This is a genomic window from Bradyrhizobium guangxiense, assembly GCF_004114915.1.
Classification (GTDB): Bacteria; Pseudomonadota; Alphaproteobacteria; order Rhizobiales; family Xanthobacteraceae; genus Bradyrhizobium; species Bradyrhizobium guangxiense.
This window is the reverse complement of the sequence record NZ_CP022219.1, coordinates 4,330,401-4,352,068: the sequence shown is the minus strand read 5'-3', so window position 1 is coordinate 4,352,068 and position 21,668 is coordinate 4,330,401. Positions and strand designations below refer to the sequence as shown.

Genomic DNA, 21,668 nt, shown 5'->3' with positions numbered 1-21,668 from the left:
AGCGGGCGTGCGAACATGACGATCTTCCCTTAAGGTGTCGGCGCAAATGACGCCGCATGGAGGATGTGAGCCCTTCGCCCGCGAGCGGGCTGGGTGCGGCCCGACACTTATCGCTGGACCGTCCCCCGTGCGTCCCCCGAAGGAGGCGACGGGGCAGGGAGGATTTTCATGACGGTCGTCTCGCTTCATGGGCTCGGATTTCCCGAGGTTCACGCTGACGACCGCCCGGTCAGGCTGAACCTGCGCAAGGCGCTTGCGCTGCTGATCTATCTGGCGGAGGCCAAGGGCGCCGTCGCGCGCGACGTCCTTGCCGCGCTGCTGTGGCCGGAGGCCGCCCGCGAGACCGGTCTTGCGCGATTGCGGCGGCTGCTGCATCGCATCGAGCTTGCGCTTGGCCAGCCCGTTTTCGAGACGGACCGGACCAGCGTGCGATGGTCTTCGGCGACCACGGTGAGGCTCGACACGCATCTGTTCGAGAGCGCCTGTGACCGCGGCAGTTTCGAACAGGCCTGCCAGATCTACCGGGGCGACTTTCTCGCAGGCTTCGCGCTTGATGATTGTCCTGAGTTCGACGAATGGGCGTTCTTCCGCCGCGAGGCGCTGAGGGGCCGGCTGATGCACGCGCTGGAGCGTCTCGTGCAGGACGAGAATGCCGCTGGCGAGCATTTTGCCGCAACGGTGCATGCCCGGCGGCTGGTCGAGCTCGATCCGCTCAGTGAAGTCTATGGCCGGCATCTGATCTGCAGCCTGCTGCTCGCCGGAGACCGCAGCGCGGCAGAGCGGCAACATGCAGGCCTGACACAGCGGCTGCGGGACGAGCTCGGGGGTGCGCCGGAAGCCGAGACCGAGGCGCTGATGAATCCCGCAGCAGCGCCGCACGCCGTTCCCACGACGCGCTACGTGAAGGGCGCCGGCGTGCATCTGGCCTATCAGGCCTATGGCAGCGGACCGCTCGATATCCTGGTGATGCCCGGCTTCGTGTCGCATGTGGAGCGCGCATGGGAGCATCCGGCGAGCCGGATGTTTCTAGCGTCGCTGATGAAGCTCGGGCGTCTCGTCGTGTTCGATCGCCGCGGCATCGGGCTGTCCGACCGGGTCGGATCGGCACCCGGCATCGACGTCACCGCGGAAGATATCGGCACCGTGCTGCGCGCTGTCGCCTCGCGCCGCGTCGTGCTGTTCGGCGCATCCGAGTGCGGGCCGGCCTGCATCAAATTCGCGGCGGATGAACCGCGCCGTGTGGCCGGGCTGATTCTGTTCGGCGCACTGGCAAAAGGCAGCTGGTCAGAGGACTATCCGCACGCGCTGCGCGCGAGGCAGTACGATGTCTGGAGCAAGCATCTGATCGCGCAATGGGGCGGGCCGGTCGGGATCGAGACCTTCGCGCCGAGCCTTGCCGGCGATCCAAAGGCGCGCGCCTGGTGGGCGGGGCTGTTGCGTGCGGCCTCCAGTCCCGGCGGCATCTCGGCGGTGCTGGAGGCGTTTCGCGACGCCGACGTGCGTCACCTTCTGCCTGAGATCACCGTGCCGACGCTGGTGCTGCACAGGCGCGGCGATCAGGCCGTACGCATCGCCGCCGGCCGCGACATCGCGAGTCGGATCAAGGGCGCGGAGTTCGTCGAGCTCGATGGCAGCGACCACTGGTTCTTCGCGGGGGATCAGCAGCCGGTGCTGGAAGCGATCGGGGGATTTATGAAACGGATCTCGTAGCCCGGATGGAGCGAAGCGCAATCCGGGACAAGTTTCCCCGCGTTCCGCTGCGCTCCATGCGGGCTACGAAATGAGAGCGATCACACCGCCTCCAGCTCCCGCTTCTTCTTCGTCTTGGACTGGCCGAGCAGGGGACCGGCCGTCAGCGCCGCGGTATCGGCCACGCCCGGGTCGCGCGAGATCATCGCCGCGACGATGGCGCCGTCGATGATGAGGCCGAGCTGATGCGCCAGCACCGCGGGCTCGCTCGCCCCGAGCTCGCCGGCGAGCTTCTCGATGTGGCCGAGCACGATCTTCTTGTGCTTCAGCGCGATGTTGCGGAACTGCTTGGCATCCTTGTCGTGCTCGCCGACGGCGTTGATGAAGGGGCAGCCGTAGAAGCGTTCCTCCGCGAACCAGCTCTTCAGGGCGGGGAAGATCCGCGTGAGTTTCGCCTGGGCATCGCCGCCGCCGTCCTCCATGGCTCCGATGAACCATTCGCGCCACTGCTTGCCTTCGCTCTCCAGCACCGCATTGACGAGGTTGGTCTTGGAACCGAACAGTTTGTAGAGCGTGGTCTTCGCAGTGCCGGCCTCCTCGATGATCGCATCGATGCCGGTCGCGTTGATGCCGTTCTTGCAGAACAGATGCGAGGCGGCGCTGAGCAGGCGCCCGCGCGCGGATTCGTCGTCGCCGGCACCGGAATGCGGCGCGCTTGCCGGCTTCTTCGCTGATGACTTCGCCAATGCCTTACCCGATGACCTGCCCAGGGACTTGCTGATGCGTTGCAACTTACTCGCAGCCGCGCGGTAGCATCAAGCCGCATCTGGTTCGCGCCGAAAATATTCGCATCGTCGAACCCGTCTGCATCGCCTTTGAGCAGCGCGAGGCTGATCAATCCGCAGGCGGCCATCGCTAAGCGGCTCCAATGCCTCGCATTTCGTTTTCGGTCCGCTCTGGCACGCTCCATGCAAGGAAACAGACCGTTCGGTATCCTGCCGCGCTCCGCGGCTGCCAGGGAGAAAAAGATGACTGCCGTCGTTCAAAAGACAGTGCTGACGGGGTGCCTCGCGCCCATCGACAAGAATGGCCTCGAACAACTGATCGCGAGCGGCAAGGCCAATCCGAAGGTCGTCAAGACCTTGAAGTGCAAGACGGTCGCGGAGGGAAAATTCCGCCACGCCAACTACATCCGCAATCTGCCGCCCTACATCGTCGACGAGCCGCCGGGCCTGCTGGGTGACGACACCGCGCCCAATCCGTCTGAAGCCTCGCTCGCCGCGCTCGGGTCGTGCCTTGCGGTCGGCCTGCATGCCAACGCGGTGCATCGCGGCTGGATCGTCAACAAGCTCGAGCTCGAGCTCGAAGGCGATCTCAACATCACCGCGGTCTGGGGCACCGGCGATCCCTCCGACAAGCCGGTCGGCTTCACCGACGTCCGCGTCAAGGTCGACATGGAATGCGAGGGCGTCTCGCCGGACGAGATCAACGCGCTGGTGGCCCATGTGAAGAAATGGTCGCCGGTCGCCAACACCTTCACTCGCCCGGTCAATCTCGAGGTCGGCATCTAGCAGGCGGCAATCAGGACAGGGTGCGGGAGACGATCATGGGTTCACTGGCTTTATCGCGGGCCGAAGTTTTGGATCAGCCCGCACCGTCCATTGCAGGAGAGGTGGCGCGGATTGCGCGCGAGCAGCTCGCGCCGCTTGCTTCCGGTATCGACGACGGGTCGATCTATCCGGCCGAGGTGTTGCGCAAGTTCGGCGCGGTGGGCGCCTGGAGCAGTCACGTGCCTCAGGAAGGCCCGGCGGACCTGCGCTGCGCCATTCAGTCGATGGCTGCTATCGGCGAGGTCTGCGGCGCGACCGCCTTCATGGCCTGGTGCCAGAACACGCTGGTCTGGTACGCGGCGAATTCCACCAATGTGAAGCTGGCGAAGCGTTTTGGCGATGCGTTCTCGACCGGGCGCGTGCTCGGCGGCACCGGCCTGTCCAACCCGATGAAGAGCTTTTTCGGCATCGAGAAGCTGAAGCTGAGAGGAAAGAAGGTCGACGGCGGCTATATCGTTCGCGGCGCGCTGCCCTGGGTCTCCAATCTCGGTTCCGACCATTTCTTCGGCACGATCTTCGAGCGGGAGGACGAGCAGGGCATCGCAAGCGGCGAGCCCGGCATCGCAAGCGGCGAGCCCGGCACCGTCATGTTCCTGGCCGATTGCTCCGACCCCGCGATCACGCTGACGCCGTGCAAGCCGTTCCTCGCCATGGACGGCACCGGCACCTATGGCGTCCAGTTCCGCGACGTCTTCGTGCCGGACGAGCTGATCCTCGCCGACCCCGCCGGTCCCTTCGTCAAGAAGATCCGCGCCGGCTTCATCCTGCTCCAGGCCGGCATGGCGCTCGGCCTGATCAAGGATTGCATCGACATCATGGGCGAGGTCGACGCTCCGCTCGGACACATCAACCGCTATCTGCCGCAGCAGCCGGTGCATTTCCGCGATCTCGCCGCCGAGCTCGAGGCCGAGACCATGGCGCTGGCGCGCGATCCCTACAACGAGGAGGAGACCTACTGGCGCAAGGTGATCGCGCTCCGGCTTCGCGCGGGCGAGGCCAGCGTCGCGGCGGCACATGCGGCCATGCTGCATTGTGGCGCACGCGGCTATCTCAAGAGCCACCGCGCGCAGCGGCGCCTGCGCGAGGCCTATTTCGTCGCGATCGTCACGCCTGCCACCAAGCAGCTGCGCAAGATGCTCGCCGACAGCTGATTTTTTGCGAGTCCACCCGAAGACCCCCCAACCTCAACGGAGAGGCTGCCATGACTGACGTTCTGATCACTGCCGTCGAACTCGCCGATCTCTTGAAGACCGAGCCGTGTGTCGTCATCGACACCCGCAATCCCGATGCCTATGCCGCCGGCCATTTGCCTGGCGCCGTGAATGTGCACGAAATCTTCACGTTCCTGGCGACCTCGACGCCGGAGGGCATGGCCGAGCTCAAGACCAAGTTCGCCGACGCGTTCGGCGGCGCAGGTCTCTCCGGCAAGGAAACGGCCGTGATCTACGAGCAGTCGATGAATTCGGGCTTCGGCCAGTCCTGCCGCGGCTACTACCTGCTGACCATGCTCGGCTATCCCAAGGTGAAAGTGCTGCATGGCGGTTTCGATGCCTGGTCGGCCGCGGGCTTCCCGGTGACGAAGGACGTGCCCACGCCGGCCAAAGCCTCGTTCTCGATCGTGCCCGAGGCGGGCGAAAACCTGATCGATGCCAAGACCATGCTTTCCGCGGTCGGCAAGCCCGGCATCGCCATCCTCGACGTGCGCGACGTCGACGAGTGGATCGGCGACAGCTCTTCGCCCTACGGCAAGGATTTCTGCCCGCGCAAGGGCCGCATCCCCGGCGCCGTCTGGCTGGAATGGTATCGCATGATGAAGCCGACCGCCGAAGGTCCGCGCTTCAAGTCCAAGGACGAGATCTTGGCGGAGTGCGCTACCGTCGGCATCTCGCAGACCACCCCGGTGTATCTCTACTGCTTCAAGGGCGCCCGTGCCTCCAACACCTTCCTGGCGCTGAAGAATGCCGGCGTGAAGGACGTCCGGATGTATTTCGGCTCCTGGAACGAATGGTCGCGTGATCCCTCGCTGCCGATCGAGCAGGGATTGCCGATCGCATCGGATGTCACCACCAAGGCAGCCTGAGCGCGCGATCACATGGCCCGCGGACGAGGCGCGATCCCCAGCGCCTTGATCCGTGAGGCCAACGTGGTGGGCTTGATGTCGAGCATCTCGGCCGCGCCGCCGGGGCCGAAGATTTTTCCGGCGCAGGCCTCGAGCGCGGCGACAATGTTGGCGCGCTCGTGGTCACGCATTTCCGACGACGTCATGACGGCGGGGCGCGCATCGGCCTTCTGACGGGCGGTGCCGGCCGCCGCCTGCACGCCTGATGTCCCCGGCAGATCGATGCGCAGGCGGCCGTTCTGCGACAGGATCGCGGCGCGCTCGATCACGTTCTGCAATTCGCGGACATTGCCGGGCCAGTCGTAGCCGGTCAGCCGCCGCGCATCGCCTTCCGACAGGCGCAGGTTCGATTTCAGCGCCTTGCTTTCGCGCATCAGGAAATGCTGGGCGAGCAGCGGGATGTCCTCGCGCCGTTCGCGCAAGGGCACCGTTTCGATCGGGAAGACGTTGAGGCGGAAATAGAGGTCTTCGCGGAAACGTCCGCGCTGCACCTCCTGCTTCAGGTCGCGATTGGTCGCGGCGATGACGCGGACGTCGACCGCGCGGGTGCGGGCCTCGCCGACGCGCTCGAAATGTCCCTCCTGCAACACGCGCAGCAGCTTGCCCTGCAGTTCGAGCGGAATCTCGCCGACCTCGTCGAGGAACAGCGTGCCGCCGTCGGCGAGCTCGAAGCGGCCGATGCGGTCGCGCGTCGCGCCGGTGAAGGCGCCGCGGACATGGCCGAAGAACTCGCTCTCGAACAATTCGCGCGGGATCGCGGCGCAGTTGACGCGGATCAGCGGCCGGTCACTGCGGGTGGAAGCCTCGTGGATGGCGCGGGCGATCAGCTCCTTGCCGGTGCCGGACTCGCCGGTGATCATCACCGCCGCCGTGGTCGGCGCCACCAGCTTGACCTGGCGAAGCGTCTTCTGGATCGCTTCGCATCCACCGATGATGCCGCGGGGATTGGTCTCGATGCGGATTTCCTCCTGGAGATAGGCGTTCTCCAGCTCCAGCCGCTCGCGCAGGCGGTCGACCTCGGTAAGGGCGGCGTGCAGCTTCTCGTCGGCCTCGCGGCGCTGGCTGACGTCGCGAAACACCACGACGGCGCCGACCACGACACCGCGATCGCGGATCGGGGTCGAGGTGTATTCGACCCAGGCGGGCGAGCCGTCCTTGCGCCAGAACACCTCGCCGTCGACCTGGTGCACGGCGCCGTCGCGGAACGCCGCATAGATCGGGCAATCGTGATTGTGATAGTGCCGGCCGTCGTGATGGGTGTGGTGCACGATCGGGTGGATCTCCTTGCCGACCAGCTCTTCCGCGGTCCAGCCCAGCATCCGCTCCGCCGCGGGATTGACAAACGTGGTCCTGCCTTCCGCGTTCACGCCATAGATGCCTTCGCCGGCGGCGCGCAGGATCAACTGATTCTCGCGCTCGATGTCCTGGAACACGCGCTCGACGCGCTGCCAGGTCGAAATGCCGCCGCGCATGTGATCCTCGGCGGCGGCATCGACATTGCGCCGGCGGCGCGCTTCGAGGTCGGTCAGGGTGAGCAACAGCAGCGAGCGGCCGTCATGCGGCAACAGGCAGCCGGCATATTCGAGCCGAAGATCTTGCCCCGTGGCATGGCGGGGGTTGAGCGAAGTGGTCCAGTAGGCGCCCTTGTGCAGCACGGCCTGCGTGAAGACGGTGAGGGCGGGAAGCTCGCCGGCGTGGAGGGTAGAGGCCCGGGTCTGCCGCAGCAGGGTGCGGTCGTAGCCGAGCAGGGCGCAGGCGGCGGGATTGGCATCGACGATCTGGTCGCTGAAGGGGTCGACCAGCAGCGTGGCCTCGACCGAGGATTCGAACGCCGCGATGCGTGGATCGAGGGCATGGGCCGCATCGTCGTGGCCAGGCATTGGCGTCGTTGCCATTGCGAAATCTCGTAATTGAACTACGAAATATCGTTTATCACGAATTTTCGTAGTGGCCAAGCGCCGGGAAAAGTGGCGCGTCATCAAGGCGCTGGCTGATCTCAGGACCGTGGCATGCTCCTTGCGTAATTGCTCCTTGCAATGACGCGCAGGAGGGCCGATGTCCACGTTCGACAATCCGTTTGATCCCGATCGCAACCTTCGAGCCGGCTGTGCCTGCGGCCAGCATCGTTCCGCGGCAGAGCACGAGCAGGCGGCCTTGGCGCTGCGCTGCCAGCCGGCCGAGAGCGAGGAGAAGCGTTACGAGGGCGTCGTCGCGTCCGCCGTCATGCGCGCGATGTTTCCGCAGGACATGGCGCGGCGCGCGTTCCTGAAGTCGGTCGGGGCCTCGACCGCGCTCGCCGCGCTGTCTCAGTGCTTCCCGCTCAAGACTGCGACCGAGGTGTTCGCGCAAGCCGGTGCGCCCGAGAAAAAGGATCTCAAGGTCGGCTTCATCCCGATCACCTGCGCGACGCCGATCATCATGGCGGCGCCGATGGGCTTCTATTCAAAGCACGGGCTCAACGTCGAGGTGGTGAAGACCGCCGGCTGGGCCGTGATCCGCGACAAGACCATCAACAAGGAATACGACGCCGCGCACATGCTGGCGCCGATGCCGATCGCGATCTCGCTTGGCCTTGGCGCCAACGCCATTCCCTTCGCGGTGCCCGCGATCGAGAACATCAACGGGCAGGGCATCGTGCTGGCGACCAAGCACAAGGACAAGCGCGATCCGAAGGACTGGAAGGGCCTGAAATTCGCGATTCCGTTCGACTATTCCATGCACAATTACCTGCTGCGCTATTATCTCGCCGAGCACGGTCTCGATCCCGATACCGACGTGCAGCTGCGCTCGGTGCCGCCGCCGGAGATGGTCGCGAATTTGCGCGCCGACAATATCGACGGCTTCCTCGCGCCCGACAACATCTGCCAGCGCGCTATCTATGACGGCGTCGGCTTCATGCATCTGCTCTCCAAGGAGATCTGGGACGGCCATCCCTGCTGCAGCTTTGCCGCCAGTCGCGAGTTCATCACCACCGCGCCGAACAGCTTTGCGGCGCTGACGCGCGCCATCGTCGATGCCACCGCCTATGCCTCCAAGGCCGAAAACCGCAAGCAGATCGCGGAAGCGATCGCACCGGCCAACTACATCAACGCGCCGGTCACCGTGCTGGAGCAGGTGCTGACCGGCACCTATGCCGATGGTCTCGGCGGGGTGAAGACGGACGCCAAGCGCGTCGATTTCGATCCGTTCCCCTGGCAGTCCTTTGCGGTGTGGATGCTGACGCAGATGAAGCGCTGGGGCCAGATCAAGGGCGACGTCGACTACAAGGCGGTGGCCGAGCAGGTGTATCTCGCCACCGACACCAAGAAGCTGATGACCGAGATGGGCCTGTCGCCGCCGGCGACGGCTTACAAATCGTTCGCGGTGATGGGGAAGAATTTCGATCCGGCCAAGCCGGAGGATTATCTGGCGAGCTTCAAGATCAAGAAGGGGGCGTGAGGATATGACATCCTCCCTCCGTCTCCGTGCCGGGCTCGTCTCGATCGCGCTGCTCGCCGCGTTCCTCGGCATCTGGCATCTTGCGACGCGCTCGGCCGGCACCACCACGACGATGAGCCCGGAATACGCCAAGCTGATGGGCCTTACCGCGACGCAGGGCAAGTCGGCGATGCCCGGGCCGCTCGACGTCGGCGCCAAGCTCTGGGAGCATCTGAGGCGGCCGTTCTACGACAACGGGCCGAACGACAAGGGGCTCGGCATCCAGCTCGCTTATTCGATCGCGCGCGTCGGTACCGGCTATCTGCTCGCCGTGCTGGTCGCCATCCCGCTCGGCTTCCTGATCGGCATGTCGCCGCTGCTGAGCAAGGCGCTCGATCCGTTCATCCAGGTCTTGAAGCCGATCTCGCCGCTGGCCTGGATGCCGCTCGCGCTCTACACCATCAAGGATTCCTCGGTCTCGGCGATCTTCGTCATCTTCATCTGCTCGATCTGGCCGATGCTGCTCAACACCGTGTTCGGGGTGGCGAGCGTGCGCAAGGAGTGGATCAACGTCGCGCGAACGCTGGAGGTCGGCACGGTCAGGCGTGCCTTCACCGTGATCCTGCCCGCGGCGGCGCCGACGATCCTGACCGGCATGCGCATCTCGATCGGCATCGCCTGGCTCGTGATCGTCGCGGCCGAGATGCTCGTCGGCGGCACCGGCATCGGCTATTTCGTCTGGAACGAGTGGAATAATTTGTCGATCACCAACGTCATCATCGCGATCCTCTTGATCGGTGTCGTCGGCATGCTGCTCGACCAGATCCTGGCGCGCTTCACGCGCATGGTCACTTTTCCGGAGTAGGAGCTGTGGCCGACAAGTTCATCTCCATCGAGGGTATCGCCAAACGCTATCCGGGCGCGGGCGGAGTTACGACGACGATCTTCGAGAACCTCTGGCTCTCGATGGCGCGCGGCGAGTTCTGTTGCGTGATCGGCCATTCCGGCTGCGGCAAGACCACCGTGCTCAACATCCTCGCCGGCCTCGATGCGCCGAGCGAAGGCGCCGTCATCGTCGACGGGCAGGCGATCTCGGGCACCAGCCTCGACCGCGCCGTGATCTTCCAGAGCCATGCGCTGTTGCCCTGGCGTACCGTGCTCGGCAACGTCGGCTATGCCGTGAGCTCGAAATGGCGAAGCTGGGACCGCGCCAGGGTGAAAGCGCACGCGCAGAAATTCATCGATCTCGTCGGTCTCACCGGCTCCGAGCACAAGCGTCCGTCGGAACTGTCGGGCGGCATGAAGCAGCGTGTCGGCATCGCGCGCGCGCTGTCAATCACGCCGAAGATGATGCTGATGGACGAGCCGTTCTCGGCGCTGGACGCGCTCACGCGCGGCACGCTGCAGGACGAGGTGCGGCGCATCTGCCTGGAGACCGGGCAGACCGCCTTCATGATCACCCACGATGTCGACGAGGCGATCTATCTCGCCGACAAGATCTTCCTGATGACCAACGGGCCGGGCGCGGTGCTGGCCGAGGTTGTCGAGAATCCGCTGCCGCGGGATCGCGGTCGCACCGATCTGCACCGCCATCCGCTCTATTATGCGCTGCGCAACCACATCATCGATTTCCTGGTGACGCGCAGCAAGACCTTCACCACCGAAAAGCCGGATCACAATCCGCGCAATGTGCCGGTGATCCATATCGGCAAGCCCGGCCTCTCGATCGCATCGACCGGCGAAGAGCCGCGACAGACCCGAATGCCGGGGACAAATCCCGGATTGAGCGCCTAAAAAGGAGACGCCAACATGAAACGCGAAGACCTCACCGAGAAGCTGCTCGACATCAAGCGCGAGAAGGGCTGGAGCTGGAAGCACATCTGCGACAAGATCGGCGGCTATTCCGAGGTGCTGATCGTCGGCGCCATCCTGGGTCAGATGAAATTGACGAAGCCGCAGGCGGCCAATGCCGGCGAGCTGTTCGGCCTGTCGAAGGCGGAAGTCGCGATGCTCAACGAGGTGCCGATGCGCGGCACCGGCACGCCAATGCCGCCGACCGATCCGCTGATCTACCGCTTCTACGAGATGGTGATGGTGAACGGTCCGGCCTGGAAGGCGCTGATCGAGGAGGAGTTCGGCGACGGCATCATGTCGGCGATCGACTTCGACATGGGGATCGAGCGCGTCGCCAATCCGAAGGGCGACCGCGTCAAGATCACCATGAGCGGCAAGTTCCTGCCGTACAAATATTACGGCGCCAGCGGCAACGTGCCGGAATACGGCTTCAAGGAGGAGTGACCGCGGCGAAGGCGCGGCGCAGCGCGCCGACGTCTGCCATCTCGCGAATGTAGGTGAAGGATCCCTTGTCCTTCATCTCGCGCGCGCAGTTCAGGAAAGCGGCGAGCGCGTAGCGCGACATGGCCCCGCCGACGCTGATGCGCTTGACGCCGGCGGCGGACAATTGCCCGACCGTCAGTGTCGGGTCGGCAAAACCCATGACGTGGTTGACCGGCTTGCCGAGCGAGGAGACGACGGTCCGGATCGTGGCGAGATCGTACAGCCCCGGCGCGTAGAGGACATCGGCGCCCGCGGCCTCGAAGGCCTGCAGGCGGCGAATGGTATCGTCGATGTCCTTGCGGCCGTGCAGGAAGTTCTCCGCCCGCGCGGTCAGCGTGAACGGAAATGGCAGCGCGCGCGTGACTTCGACGGCGGCCTGGACACGTTCGACGGCGTGCGAAAAGTCGTAGATGGGGCGATCGCGGTCACCGCTGAAATCCTCGATCGAGCCGCCGACGGCGCCGGCTTCGGCCGCGCGCTGAATGGCCTGAGCGGCACGCTTCGGCTCGTCTGCGCCGCAGTTCTCGAGGTCGACGCTGACGGGCAGGTCGGTGGCTTCGACGATTGCGCGCGCGTTGGCGAGGATCACGTCGAGGCTGACGCCGCTGCTGCCGAGCATGTTGGCGACCCCGAGGCTCGTGGTGGCCAGGGCCTCGAAGCCCATCGCCGCAAGCAGCTTGGCCGTGCCGGCATCCCATGGATTGGGAATGATGAAGGCACCACGTCGCTCGTGCAGGGAGCGGAAGGCGGTCGCCTTGTTCAGTTGGCTCGTCATGGCTGGGCTCCGTGTTGTCGGTCCGGCAGCCTTAGGCGCGTTTTCCCCATTCGCCAAATTTGTTATTCTTTCCAGGCTCATCAGTTTCTTGCATGAGGTCGGGATGGATAGCGACGCCCTCAACACCTTTCTGACCGTTCATCGCAAGGGCGGCATTTCGAATGCCGCGAAATTCCTGCACCGCTCGCAGCCGGCGATCTCGCGCCGCATCGCGCTGCTGGAGCAGGAGCTTGGCGTGGCGCTGTTCGAGCGGGTGGCAGGCCGCACCCGGCTTAGCGACGCCGGGCGTGTGCTGATCCCCTATGCCGAGCGCGCGGTTGCTGCGGCGCAGGACGCCGAGCAGGCGATACGCGCGTTGACCAGGCAGAATGCCGGACCGGTTTCGCTGGCGGTGACCGGCACGCTGGCGGACGGCCGCCTGTCGACCATCATGAAGCGGTTCGCAAAGGAAAATCCGGCCGTCACGCTGGCTCTGCGGACGGCGACCAGCGCGGAGGTGAGCGATCTCATCCAGCGCGGCGAAGCGACGATCGGCCTGCGCTACAACACGGACCGCTCCGGCGACCTCGCCTGCGAGCTGGTGCTGAGCGAGCCTTTGCAGGTGGTGTGTGCGCCCGACCATCCTTGGGCCGGAAAGCGCGTGAAGCGCCTCGCGGAGCTTCGCGGCGAGCGCTGGATCGCATTTCCGGCGATGCGCGGGCGTCGTGAGGTCGCCGCGGCTCACGTGTTCGCGCTGTTTCTCACGCAGGGGCTCGGCGAAGTGGCGTGGACGGCGGTGGATAGCCTCACCGCACAAAAGCGGCTGGTGGAGGCGGGCTTTGGCCTTGCGCTGCTGGCGCGAAGCCACATGGCCGAGGAGCTGCAAGCGGGCTTGCTCGCGACGATCGCGGTGGGCGATCTTGCCGCCGACCAGGACATCGTCCTCGTCACGCGTCGCGGCGGCTTTCTCAGCGCCGCGGCCCAGCGCCTGCTCGAGACCATCCGCCGCGACTATGCGGCGCCGGATGTCTTGGCCCCGCGGGACACCAGAAAGCGATCGCCGGCGCGCAAGGGTATTGCGCGCCGGCGCCTCGCCTGACTCAGTTATTTCCCGGCCTTCACCTCGGCGGCTGCGACGGCGAGCAGCTCGCTCATCTTGGCGCGGATCGCCTGCTCGGTGACGGCGACGTTCTTGGCGGCGAAATCGGCCGTCAGCTTGCGCAGGACGTCGGCATCGCCGGCCTCCTCGAAATCGGCCGCAACCACTTCCTTGGCGTAGGCAGTGGCGGCATCGCCGGTGATGCCGAGCTTCTCGGCCGCCCATAGCCCGAGCAGCCGGTTGCGGCGGGCCTCCGCCTTGAATTTCTGCTCCTCGTCGAGGGCGAACTTCTTCTCAAAGCCTTCCTCGCGCTTGCTGATCTCGCTCATGCCTTGTTCCAAATCTCCTGCTCAATCGCGCGGGAGCCTTCCGTTGCGGCGACCCGGCTGCATGCCTACATAAATAGCACGAATCGGCAAAACAACGGGCCGTTAAGCCGCAGGCAAGAGGGTATAAGTTGATGCCGGACGGCCGGATCGATTGTGCTGGGACAGCCAATCGGATAGGTTGCCTAAAGGCTTGGTTCCCGTTCTGTTTCCTCGGGTTCTAGATGGGGTTCCCAGCCGTTCACGGCAGCTCCGCTGTGGGTCGTAATCCTAATCAACCGGAGCACACCAAATTCATGGATTTCAACAAAACACGGTACATCCCCATGAGCCGTCGGCGTCGCATTTATGAAGGCAAGGCAAAGGTTCTCTACGAAGGCCCGGAGCCCGGTACCCTGATCCAGCACTTCAAGGACGACGCCACCGCGTTCAATGCGAAAAAGCATCAGGTGATCGAGGGCAAGGGTGTCCTCAACAACCGGATCTCGGAGTACCTGTTTCAGCACCTCAACGACATCGGGGTGCCGACCCATTTCATCCGCCGCCTCAACATGCGCGAGCAGTTGATTCGCGAGGTCGAGATCGTGCCGCTCGAGGTGGTGGTGCGGAACGTCGCCGCTGGCTCGCTGTCGCAGCGCCTCGGCATCGAGGAGGGCACCCAGCTGCCCCGTTCGATCATCGAATTCTACTACAAGAACGACCAGCTCAATGACCCCATGGTGTCGGAAGAGCACATCACCGCCTTCGGCTGGGCGACGCCGCAGGAGATCGACGACATCATGGCGCTCGCCATCCGCGTCAACGATTTCCTCACCGGCCTCTTCCTCGGCATCGGCATCCGCCTCGTCGATTTCAAGATGGAGTGCGGGCGCCTGTTCGAGAACGAGATGATGCGCATCATCGTCGCCGACGAGATCTCGCCGGACAGCTGCCGCCTGTGGGACATCAAATCGAACGAGAAGCTCGACAAGGATCGCTTCCGCAGGGACCTCGGTGGTCTGCTGGAAGCCTATACGGAAGTTGCAAAGCGTCTCGGCATCCTCATGGAGAACGAGCGTCCCCAGGGCACCGGCCCGGTGCTGGTGAAGAGCTGAAGAGGATTTTGACGTGAAGGCACGTGTCACCGTTACCCTGAAGACGGGCATCCTCGATCCGCAGGGCAAGGCCATCGAAGGCGCGCTGAAGTCGCTCGGCGTCGACGGCGTCGCCAGCGTCCGCCAGGGCAAGGTGTTCGACATCGAGCTCGCCGGAGCCGACAAGGCCAAGGCGGAAGCCGCGCTGAAGGAAGCTGCCGACAAGCTGCTGGCGAACACCGTGATCGAGAATTATCGGGTGGAGATCGTCTGAGCTGTCGCTCCTCATGCTGAGGAGCGCACACTTCGCGCGCGTGTCGAAGGATGAGGGCCGAGGTGTCGAAGCCGGGCCTGCATGGTTCGAGACGGCGCTTACGCGCCTCTCGCCATGAGGGTCTTGTGGTCAAGACGATGTTGTTGACTGCCCCGCGCTCACAGCCATCCGGCGCTGCGGAAACGCCAGTACAGCGCACCGCACGCCGTCAGCATCACGCCGAGTAGCATGTAGTAGCCGTACTCCCATTCCAGCTCCGGCATGTGCTTGAAGTTCATGCCGTAGATGCCGGCAAGCGCGGTCGGAATGGCGATGATTGCAAGCCAGGAGGCGAGCTTCTTCGACACCGCCGTCTCCTGCGCCTGGCCGACCAGCAAGCTCGCCTCGAAGGCGAAGGCCAGCACCTCGCGCATGGAATCGATGCGCTCCTGAATGTTGCGGACGTGGTCGGTGACGTCGCGGAACAGCGGCTGCATCGCCTGCCGCACCATCGACAGCTCGTCATGCTCCAGCCGGCGACAGACCTCCACCAACGGGCCGATCGCGGTCCGGAGCCGCAACAGGTCGCGGCGCAGCATGTAGAGCCGCTCGATCTGCGCCCTGCTGATCGGCTTGGAGAGCACGTCGTCCTCGATACCCTCGACCTCGTCTTGGATGCTTTCGAGCACGGGCGAGTAATTGTCGACGATGAAGTCGAGGATCGCATAGAGGATGTAGTCCTCGCCGCGCGCGAGCGCCCGCGGACAGCTTTCGCAGCGCTCTCGCACCGGTGTGTAGGAGGTCGAGGCGCCGTGGCGCACGGAGACGAGATAACCTTCGCCGACGAAAATGTGCGTCTCGCCGAAGGCGATCCGGCCCTCGATCAATTGCGCGGTGCGCGCGACGATGAAGAGAGCTTCGCCATATTGCTCGATCTTGGGCCGCTGATGGGCGTGGTTGGCGTCCTCGATCGCGAGGTCGTGCAGGTCGAATTGCTTCTGCACCGCGCCGAGCAGTGCCATGTCCGGCTCGTGCAGGCCGATCCAGACCACGTGGCCGGGCTTGGCTCGCCAGCTCGAGGCCTCGCTGATGGCGATATTGGCGACGCGCCGGCCGTCGACATAGGCGCCGGCCGCGACGACGCCCTCGGCGGACACCGGCTCGGAGGAGGATGTGGGGAGCGACGGGACGTTCATGGCTTCAATCCCGGGCAAGATCGGCAAAGTCCGTGGCTATGGCCTGTGTACAAGGCCGCTCGGCAAGGCTAGCACTGGTAAAATTCCCGTCAAATGGCTATGTCTCCTGGCGAATTGGCCCTTTGGCCAGCCCGATTCCCGCCACCATCGGAACCTCTGCCATGAAAGCCGCCATCCTCGTCTTTCCCGGAATCAACCGCGAGCGCGACATGGCGCGGGCGCTGAGGCTGATCTCCGGCAGCGAGCCCGCGATGGTGTGGCACGCCGAGACCTCGCTGCCTGCGGGGACCGATCTCGTGGTGGTGCCGGGCGGCTTCTCCTACGGCGACTATTTGCGCTGCGGCGCCATCGCGGCACGTGCACCGGTGATGGATGCTGTGCGCGACTACGCGGCCAAGGGCGGCCTCGTGCTCGGCGTCTGCAACGGTTTCCAGATCCTATGCGAGTCCGGCCTCCTGCCGGGTGTGTTGATGCGCAATGCGCGGCTGAAATTCATCTGCCGCGACGTGCACCTGCGCGTCGAGCGATCCGACACGCCATTCACTCGCGGCTACAATGCCGGCCAGGTGATCCGCGTGCCCGTCGCCCATGGCGAGGGCAATTACGAGGCGGATGACGAGACCATCAAGCGGCTCGAAGGCGAGGGGCGGGGGCTCTATCGCTATTGCTCCGCCGCCGGCGAAGTCGACGATTTCAACAACATCAACGGCGCGGCACATTCGATCGCCGGCATCGTCAACGACAAGGGCAACGTGCTCGGCATGATGCCGCATCCGGAGAATCACGTCGAAGACATCATGGGCTGCACCGACGGCCGCGGCCTGTTCGCCGGCCTCGCCCAGCACCTGGAAAACGCCGCGTGATCTCGTTCGGGCTGAGGCGGTCTCTCGCCACAATCGCAGCGCTGTCGCTCGCGTCATTTTCGCTCGTAACTGGCGCATTCGCGCAGGATTTCCCCAAGCGTCCGATCACCATGATCGTGCCGTTCGCGGCCGGCGGCACCTCGGACGTGATCGCGCGCGCGGTGGCCGAGCAGATGGGCATCGCGCTCGGCCAGACCATCGTGATCGAGAACGTTGCCGGCGCCGGCGGCTCGACCGCGCTGGCGCGCGCCTCCCGCGCCGAGCCCGACGGCTACACCATCGCGATCGGCAATGCCGGCACCAATGCCGCGACCTACACGATCTATCCGAAGCTGCCGTTCACGCCGGACTCGTTCGTGCCGATCGCCATGGTGGCGAAGACGTTCGGCATCATCGCGCTGCGCAAGGACTTTCCGGCGAAGGACCTCAAGGAGTTCATCGCCTATGCCAAGGCCAATCCGGGCAAGATCAATCTCGGCCATGCCGGCGTCGGCTCCTCGAACTATCTGATCTGCAAGAGCGTCACCGCCGCCGGGATCGACGCGACGCTGGTCGGCTATCGCGGCGCGGCACCCGCGCTCACCGACGCGGTCGGCAGCCAGATCGACGGCGTCTGCGATGCGGCCGCCTCGGTCTCGCAGTCGATCAACGAGAAGTTGGTGAAGGGCCTCGTGGTCGGCTCGACCGTTCGGCTCGCCACGCTGCCGGATCTGCCGACCTCGGCGGAAGCGGGGCTGCCCGAGTTCGAGGCGCAGGGCTGGAACGGCCTGTTCGCGCCCAAGGGCACACCGCCGGCTGTGATCGCGAAGCTGAACGCCGCCGCGCGCACCGCCGTCGAGACCGAGGCGGTGAAGAAGCGCTTCGCCGACCTGTCGACCGTCGCGCCCGATGCCAACGAGCACGCGCCGGAGCTGCTGCAGCAGCTCGTGACGCGCGATGTCGAGAAGTACCGGAAGATGCTGGCGGACGACGCCAAGTAGTTACGGGTCGCGCTAGCGCCACTTCAGCCGCTCCGCCGGCACCGTCATCGCCGCGACGCCGGCCATGACCAGCAGCAGGCCCAGCGCCAAGTTTGACGGCACGCTCTCGCCGAGCAGCAGCACCGACAGCCCGACGCCGATCGGGATGCGCAAATAGCCTTGCGCGTTCGTCGTCAACGTGCCGAGCCGGCCAAGGCAGACGTAGAACAGCATCAGGCCGAGAGCGCTGGAGACAATGCCCATGACGATCGTGGCCACGATCGCAGTTGGAGTCGGGTGCAGCGTCCAGGGCTGGTCGATGATCAGCGCGGGCGGCAGCAGCACGAGACCACCGAACAAGAGCGAACCGGCCGCCACCACCATCGGGTCGTACTCGGAGAGCCGCAAGCCGAAGATCGTCGCGCACGCGAAGGAGATGGTGGCGAGCAGGATCGCGATCTCCGCCACGATCTCGCTGCCAAAGCCGCGCAGCGCGTCGAGGCCGACGATGGCGACGGTGCCGGCAAGGCCGAGGATCGCACCGGCGAGCTTGAGCAGCGTTGCCGGCTCGTGCCGCGTGACCAGCGAGGGGATCAGGAAGGCGAAGATCGGCGTCGTCGAGGCCAGCACCACCGTGTTCGATGCCGGCACATATTGCTGCGACCAGGTGATGATCAGGAACGGGAAGGTCGAGTTGATCAGCTGCTGGGCCGCGAACAATTTCCAGGTCTTGGCATCGGTCGGGACCCTGATGCCGCGCATCCACAGGATCGCGAACAGGAAGGCGGCCGCGATCAGCGAGCGGGCCGAGATGAAGGTGATGGGCGGGATGGTGGGAAGCGCGAGCTTGGCCAGCGGATAGGTCGAGCTCCAGCAGCAGGCGAGAGCGAGCAGCAGCGCATAATCGCGCCAGTTGCGCGCGCCTGCGGCGGGCATGGACGGCAACGGCGATGCTGCGGAGGCCGCTGTGCGACCCCTCGACGACGTGCTCTGCGGCACCTTGTTCCTGCTCCCCGGCGCACAAGCGCTTGCCCAGACTGTGGGCGAGAGGGCGCAAAAAGGGAAGGCGCCGAGCTATGCGTTTGGCTGGGGGAGCGACTTCCGCTTCATCCGCTTGATCGTGCCGGAAAAGGTGAGCAGCAGCCGCTCGCCGGACGTCATCTTGCCGCGCAGGAAGATCAGCGAACCGCCGGCGCGGGTGACCTCGCCGGCGCATTCGATGAGCTCGCCCTCCCGTGCCGCGTCGAGGAATTCGCAGGCAAAATTGGTCGTCACCGCCCGGCTGTCCAGAACATGGGTGGCGATCGCAAACAGGGAGTAGTCGGCGAAGGCCATGTAGCAGCCGCCATGGACGTTCCCGGAGCCGTTGAGGTGCTTCTTCTCGACCCGGAAGGCGCTGCGGACGCTGCCGTCCGCCTCGATCCGGTGCCAGAAGGGGCCGACATGGGACTCAAAACTGTCGCGAATCCAGGTCCGCCAGCCCACAAATTCGCCCTCGGTGGCGACATGGAGGTCGGGGCGGCGGGGCGGGGGTGCTTTGGTCAATTCGTGCAATGACATGGGCCTTCAATTGCGGGTCTTTAGCCCTTAAATCCGATCCGTCAGCGCCGTGCAATTCCTGTTCCCGCAGTCCCCTGCCGCAAAACGTGGGACAGCGGGAAAATGCGCCACAAAGGGCTTTTCCCGGCCCTCCGATCTTCCTAAGAACGGCAAAACGCCGCCGAAAGCCCCGAATCCATGAAGAACGAACCCAAGATCACCCCCGAACTGGTTGCCGCCCACGGGCTCAAGCCCGACGAGTATGAGCGCATCCTGAAGCTGATCGGGCGGGAGCCGACCTTCACCGAGCTCGGCATCTTCTCGGCGATGTGGAACGAGCACTGCTCGTACAAGTCCTCGCGCATCCATCTGCGCGGCCTGCCGACCAAGGCGCCCTGGGTGATCCAGGGTCCCGGCGAGAATGCCGGCGTGATCGACATCGGCGACGGCCAGGCCGTGGTCTTCAAGATGGAGAGCCACAACCATCCGAGCTACATCGAGCCCTATCAGGGCGCGACCACCGGCGTCGGCGGCATCCTGCGCGACGTCTTCACCATGGGCGCGCGGCCGATCGCCTGCCTGAACGCGCTGAGCTTCGGTGCGCCCGAGCATGCCAAGACGCGGCACCTCGTCTCCGGCGTGGTTGCAGGTGTCGGCGGCTACGGCAATTCCTTCGGCGTGCCGACTGTGGGCGGCCAGGTGCGCTTCCACACCCGCTACGACGGCAACATCCTCGTCAACGCGATGGCGGTGGGCCTCGCCGATGCCGACAAGATCTTCTATGCGGCCGCCTCCGGCGTGAACATGCCGATCGTCTATCTCGGCTCCAAGACGGGGCGCGACGGCATCCACGGCGCCTCGATGGCCTCGGCCGAGTTCGACGACAAGTCCGAGGAGAAGCGCCCGACCGTGCAGGTCGGCGATCCCTTCGCCGAAAAGCTGCTGCTGGAAGCTTGCCTCGAGATCATGGAGAAGGGCTGCGTCATCGCGATCCAGGACATGGGCGCGGCGGGCCTGACCTGCTCGGCCGTCGAGATGGGCGCCAAGGGCGACCTCGGCGTCGACCTCGATCTCGACGCGGTGCCGACCCGCGAGACCGGCATGAGCGCCTACGAGATGATGCTCTCGGAGAGCCAGGAGCGCATGCTCATGGTGCTCAAGCCCGAGAAGGAGAAGGAAGCCGAGGCGATCTTCAGGAAGTGGGGCCTCGACTTCGCCGTGGTCGGCTACACCACGCCGAGCAAGCGTTTCGTCGTCAAGCATGGCGGCGACATCATGGCCGATCTGCCGATCAAGGAGCTCGGCGACGAGGCGCCGGTCTACGATCGCCCGCATGTCCCGTCCGCCGCGCTGCCGGTCGTGCATGCGCGCGAGGTGCCGGCGCCGATGGGCCTCGGCGCGGCGCTGGAGAAGCTGATCGGCACGCCCGACATGTGCTCGAAGCGCTGGGTCTGGGAGCAGTACGACCATGTCATTCTCGGCAATACCATGCAGCGCCCGGGCGGCGATGCCGCCGTCGTGCGCGTTGAGGACGGGCCGAAGGGACTGGCGCTGACGGTGGACGTCACGCCGCGCTATTGCGAGGCCGATCCGTTCGAGGGCGGCAAGCAGGCCGTCGCGGAAGCCTGGCGCAACATCCCCGCGGTCGGCGGCAAGCCGCTCGCGATCACCGACAATCTGAACTTCGGCAACCCCGAGCGGCCCGAGATCATGGGCCAGTTCGTCGGCTGCCTGAAGGGCATTTCGGAAGCCTGCCGCACGCTGGACTTCCCGGTCGTGTCCGGCAACGTCTCGCTCTACAACGAGACCAATGGCCGCGCGATCCTGCCCACGCCCTCGATCGGCGGCGTCGGCCTGCTCGACGACTTCACCAAGTCTGCTTCGCTCGCCTTCAAGGCCGAGGGCGAGGCGATCCTCCTGATCGGCGACACCCATGGCTGGCTCGGCCAGTCGGTCTACCTGCGCGACATCTGCGGTCGCGAGGAGGGCGCGCCGCCGCCGGTCGATCTCGCCGCCGAGAAGCGCAACGGTGATTGCGTGCGCGGCATGATCCACGCGGGCACCGCCACCGCCGTGCACGACCTCTCCGACGGCGGCCTCTTGATCGCGCTCGCCGAGATGGCGATCGCGAGCGGCATCGGCGCAAAGCTGCTCGCGGCGCCGCCCGCGCTGGTGCCGCACGCCTATTGGTTCGGCGAGGATCAGGCGCGCTATCTCGTCACCGTGCCGGAAACGGAAGCCGGCCGCGTGCTCGCCAAGATGCGTGGCTGCGAGGTGCCCTGCGTGCGGATCGGCACCACCGGCGGCGATGCGATCGCGATCGCCGGCGAGGCGCCTGTGACGATCGACACGCTGCGGACGTCGCACGAGCGCTGGCTGCCGGAGTATATGGGCGGAAAGGCGGCCTGAGGTCATTCCGGGGCGCGCGAAAGCG

Annotated in this window: 21 protein-coding genes; 14 read left to right on the top strand and 7 right to left on the bottom strand. The window is 65.5% G+C overall.

Annotation, left to right across the window (positions count from 1 at the left end; genetic code table 11):
• Nucleotides 1-168: 168 nt before the first annotated feature.
• Nucleotides 169-1,710, top strand: a complete 1,542-nt coding sequence (locus X268_RS20900) for a bifunctional AfsR/SARP family transcriptional regulator/alpha/beta hydrolase (RefSeq protein ID WP_128926656.1) — start codon at nucleotides 169-171, stop codon at nucleotides 1,708-1,710.
• 80 nt (nucleotides 1,711-1,790) lie between these two features.
• On the opposite strand, the gene X268_RS20895 is transcribed toward X268_RS20900, so the two are convergent.
• Nucleotides 1,791-2,435 (bottom strand): TetR/AcrR family transcriptional regulator, encoded by a 645-nt coding sequence (locus X268_RS20895; RefSeq protein WP_128926655.1) that lies wholly within the window; start codon nucleotides 2,433-2,435, stop codon nucleotides 1,791-1,793.
• Nucleotides 2,436-2,717: 282 nt separating this feature from the next.
• Between X268_RS20895 and X268_RS20890 the strand changes: the two genes are divergently transcribed.
• Genes X268_RS20890 through X268_RS20880 form a run of 3 tightly spaced genes read left to right on the top strand, consistent with a single transcriptional unit; the run spans nucleotide 2,718 to nucleotide 5,379 of the window.
• The gene (locus X268_RS20890) at nucleotides 2,718-3,260 is read left to right on the top strand and encodes an OsmC family protein (protein WP_128926654.1); all 543 of its coding nucleotides are present in this window, start codon (nucleotides 2,718-2,720) and stop codon (nucleotides 3,258-3,260) included.
• Between the two features lie 35 nt (nucleotides 3,261-3,295).
• Entirely contained in the window at nucleotides 3,296-4,450 is a 1,155-nt protein-coding gene (locus tag X268_RS20885) for an acyl-CoA dehydrogenase family protein (protein WP_164937843.1), read from the top strand.
• 50 nt (nucleotides 4,451-4,500) lie between these two features.
• Nucleotides 4,501-5,379 (top strand): sulfurtransferase, encoded by an 879-nt coding sequence (locus X268_RS20880; RefSeq protein ID WP_128926652.1) that lies wholly within the window; start codon nucleotides 4,501-4,503, stop codon nucleotides 5,377-5,379.
• A gap of 8 nt (nucleotides 5,380-5,387) precedes the next feature.
• On the opposite strand, the gene X268_RS20875 is transcribed toward X268_RS20880, so the two are convergent.
• Nucleotides 5,388-7,313 (bottom strand): sigma 54-interacting transcriptional regulator, encoded by a 1,926-nt coding sequence (locus X268_RS20875; RefSeq protein ID WP_128926651.1) that lies wholly within the window; start codon nucleotides 7,311-7,313, stop codon nucleotides 5,388-5,390.
• A 160-nt stretch (nucleotides 7,314-7,473) separates the two neighbouring features.
• On the opposite strand from X268_RS20875, the gene X268_RS20870 reads away from it, so the two are divergent.
• Genes X268_RS20870 through cynS form a run of 4 tightly spaced genes read left to right on the top strand, consistent with a single transcriptional unit; the run spans nucleotide 7,474 to nucleotide 11,133 of the window.
• Nucleotides 7,474-8,856 carry a CmpA/NrtA family ABC transporter substrate-binding protein gene (locus X268_RS20870; protein ID WP_128926650.1) on the top strand — a complete coding sequence of 461 codons (1,383 nt, stop codon included), beginning with the start codon at nucleotides 7,474-7,476 and terminating at the stop codon, nucleotides 8,854-8,856.
• Between the two features lie 4 nt (nucleotides 8,857-8,860).
• Complete coding sequence (ntrB, locus tag X268_RS20865) at nucleotides 8,861-9,700, top strand: nitrate ABC transporter permease (RefSeq protein ID WP_128926649.1); 840 nt, start codon at nucleotides 8,861-8,863, stop codon at nucleotides 9,698-9,700.
• A 5-nt stretch (nucleotides 9,701-9,705) separates the two neighbouring features.
• The gene (locus X268_RS20860) at nucleotides 9,706-10,629 is read left to right on the top strand and encodes an ABC transporter ATP-binding protein (protein WP_128926648.1); all 924 of its coding nucleotides are present in this window, start codon (nucleotides 9,706-9,708) and stop codon (nucleotides 10,627-10,629) included.
• A gap of 15 nt (nucleotides 10,630-10,644) precedes the next feature.
• Nucleotides 10,645-11,133: a cyanase gene (cynS, locus tag X268_RS20855; RefSeq protein WP_104462481.1), complete on the top strand. Its 489-nt coding sequence runs from the start codon at nucleotides 10,645-10,647 to the stop codon at nucleotides 11,131-11,133.
• On the opposite strand, the gene X268_RS20850 is transcribed toward cynS, so the two are convergent.
• Nucleotides 11,120-11,947, bottom strand: coding sequence for an isocitrate lyase/PEP mutase family protein (locus X268_RS20850; RefSeq protein ID WP_128926647.1), 828 nt, complete (start codon nucleotides 11,945-11,947; stop codon nucleotides 11,120-11,122). The two genes, cynS and X268_RS20850, sit on opposite strands and share 14 nt — an antisense overlap.
• Nucleotides 11,948-12,050: 103 nt before the next feature.
• Here X268_RS20850 and X268_RS20845 point away from each other — a divergent pair, with 103 nt between their 5' ends.
• Nucleotides 12,051-13,025: a LysR family transcriptional regulator gene (locus X268_RS20845; RefSeq protein WP_128926646.1), complete on the top strand. Its 975-nt coding sequence runs from the start codon at nucleotides 12,051-12,053 to the stop codon at nucleotides 13,023-13,025.
• Nucleotides 13,026-13,030: 5 nt separating this feature from the next.
• On the opposite strand, the gene X268_RS20840 is transcribed toward X268_RS20845, so the two are convergent.
• Complete coding sequence (locus X268_RS20840; protein WP_128926645.1) at nucleotides 13,031-13,354, bottom strand: DUF1476 domain-containing protein; 324 nt, start codon at nucleotides 13,352-13,354, stop codon at nucleotides 13,031-13,033.
• Nucleotides 13,355-13,677: 323 nt separating this feature from the next.
• Between X268_RS20840 and purC the strand changes: the two genes are divergently transcribed.
• Both purC and purS read left to right on the top strand, forming a co-directional pair.
• A complete protein-coding gene (gene purC / locus X268_RS20835) occupies nucleotides 13,678-14,445 on the top strand; it encodes a phosphoribosylaminoimidazolesuccinocarboxamide synthase (protein ID WP_172782948.1) in 768 nt (255 codons plus the stop codon).
• 13 nt (nucleotides 14,446-14,458) lie between these two features.
• On the top strand, nucleotides 14,459-14,698 hold the full coding sequence (purS, locus tag X268_RS20830) for a phosphoribosylformylglycinamidine synthase subunit PurS (RefSeq protein ID WP_014494125.1): 240 nt from the start codon (nucleotides 14,459-14,461) through the stop codon (nucleotides 14,696-14,698).
• A gap of 158 nt (nucleotides 14,699-14,856) precedes the next feature.
• Here the strand turns inward: purS and X268_RS20825 are convergent, their stop codons facing one another.
• Nucleotides 14,857-15,873 carry a magnesium and cobalt transport protein CorA gene (locus X268_RS20825; RefSeq protein WP_128926644.1) on the bottom strand — a complete coding sequence of 339 codons (1,017 nt, stop codon included), beginning with the start codon at nucleotides 15,871-15,873 and terminating at the stop codon, nucleotides 14,857-14,859.
• Between the two features lie 161 nt (nucleotides 15,874-16,034).
• Between X268_RS20825 and purQ the strand changes: the two genes are divergently transcribed.
• Both purQ and X268_RS20815 read left to right on the top strand, forming a co-directional pair.
• Nucleotides 16,035-16,736 (top strand): phosphoribosylformylglycinamidine synthase subunit PurQ, encoded by a 702-nt coding sequence (gene purQ / locus X268_RS20820; RefSeq protein WP_128926643.1) that lies wholly within the window; start codon nucleotides 16,035-16,037, stop codon nucleotides 16,734-16,736.
• The gene (locus X268_RS20815) at nucleotides 16,733-17,716 is read left to right on the top strand and encodes a tripartite tricarboxylate transporter substrate binding protein BugD (RefSeq protein WP_128926642.1); all 984 of its coding nucleotides are present in this window, start codon (nucleotides 16,733-16,735) and stop codon (nucleotides 17,714-17,716) included. The genes purQ and X268_RS20815 overlap by 4 nt, the downstream gene beginning before the upstream one ends.
• A gap of 12 nt (nucleotides 17,717-17,728) precedes the next feature.
• On the opposite strand, the gene X268_RS20810 is transcribed toward X268_RS20815, so the two are convergent.
• Nucleotides 17,729-18,694 carry a DMT family transporter gene (locus X268_RS20810; RefSeq protein WP_128926641.1) on the bottom strand — a complete coding sequence of 322 codons (966 nt, stop codon included), beginning with the start codon at nucleotides 18,692-18,694 and terminating at the stop codon, nucleotides 17,729-17,731.
• 75 nt (nucleotides 18,695-18,769) lie between these two features.
• On the bottom strand, nucleotides 18,770-19,249 hold the full coding sequence (locus X268_RS20805; protein WP_164938167.1) for a PaaI family thioesterase: 480 nt from the start codon (nucleotides 19,247-19,249) through the stop codon (nucleotides 18,770-18,772).
• Nucleotides 19,250-19,432: 183 nt separating this feature from the next.
• Here X268_RS20805 and purL point away from each other — a divergent pair, with 183 nt between their 5' ends.
• Entirely contained in the window at nucleotides 19,433-21,643 is a 2,211-nt protein-coding gene (gene purL / locus X268_RS20800; protein WP_128926640.1) for a phosphoribosylformylglycinamidine synthase subunit PurL, read from the top strand.
• Nucleotides 21,644-21,668: the final 25 nt, after the last annotated feature.

Coding starts and splice junctions, on each gene's coding strand:
- X268_RS20900 (WP_128926656.1), top strand. CDS start 169: ATGACGGTCGTCTCGCTTCATGGGCTCGGATTTCCCGAGGTTCACGCT.
- X268_RS20890 (WP_128926654.1), top strand. CDS start 2,718: ATGACTGCCGTCGTTCAAAAGACAGTGCTGACGGGGTGCCTCGCGCCC.
- X268_RS20885 (WP_164937843.1), top strand. CDS start 3,296: ATGGGTTCACTGGCTTTATCGCGGGCCGAAGTTTTGGATCAGCCCGCA.
- X268_RS20880 (WP_128926652.1), top strand. CDS start 4,501: ATGACTGACGTTCTGATCACTGCCGTCGAACTCGCCGATCTCTTGAAG.
- X268_RS20875 (WP_128926651.1), bottom strand. CDS start 7,313: ATGGCAACGACGCCAATGCCTGGCCACGACGATGCGGCCCATGCCCTC.
- X268_RS20870 (WP_128926650.1), top strand. CDS start 7,474: ATGTCCACGTTCGACAATCCGTTTGATCCCGATCGCAACCTTCGAGCC.
- ntrB (WP_128926649.1), top strand. CDS start 8,861: ATGACATCCTCCCTCCGTCTCCGTGCCGGGCTCGTCTCGATCGCGCTG.
- cynS (WP_104462481.1), top strand. CDS start 10,645: ATGAAACGCGAAGACCTCACCGAGAAGCTGCTCGACATCAAGCGCGAG.
- X268_RS20850 (WP_128926647.1), bottom strand. CDS start 11,947: ATGACGAGCCAACTGAACAAGGCGACCGCCTTCCGCTCCCTGCACGAG.
- X268_RS20845 (WP_128926646.1), top strand. CDS start 12,051: ATGGATAGCGACGCCCTCAACACCTTTCTGACCGTTCATCGCAAGGGC.
- X268_RS20840 (WP_128926645.1), bottom strand. CDS start 13,354: ATGAGCGAGATCAGCAAGCGCGAGGAAGGCTTTGAGAAGAAGTTCGCC.
- purC (WP_172782948.1), top strand. CDS start 13,678: ATGAGCCGTCGGCGTCGCATTTATGAAGGCAAGGCAAAGGTTCTCTAC.
- X268_RS20825 (WP_128926644.1), bottom strand. CDS start 15,873: ATGAACGTCCCGTCGCTCCCCACATCCTCCTCCGAGCCGGTGTCCGCC.
- purQ (WP_128926643.1), top strand. CDS start 16,035: ATGAAAGCCGCCATCCTCGTCTTTCCCGGAATCAACCGCGAGCGCGAC.
- purL (WP_128926640.1), top strand. CDS start 19,433: ATGAAGAACGAACCCAAGATCACCCCCGAACTGGTTGCCGCCCACGGG.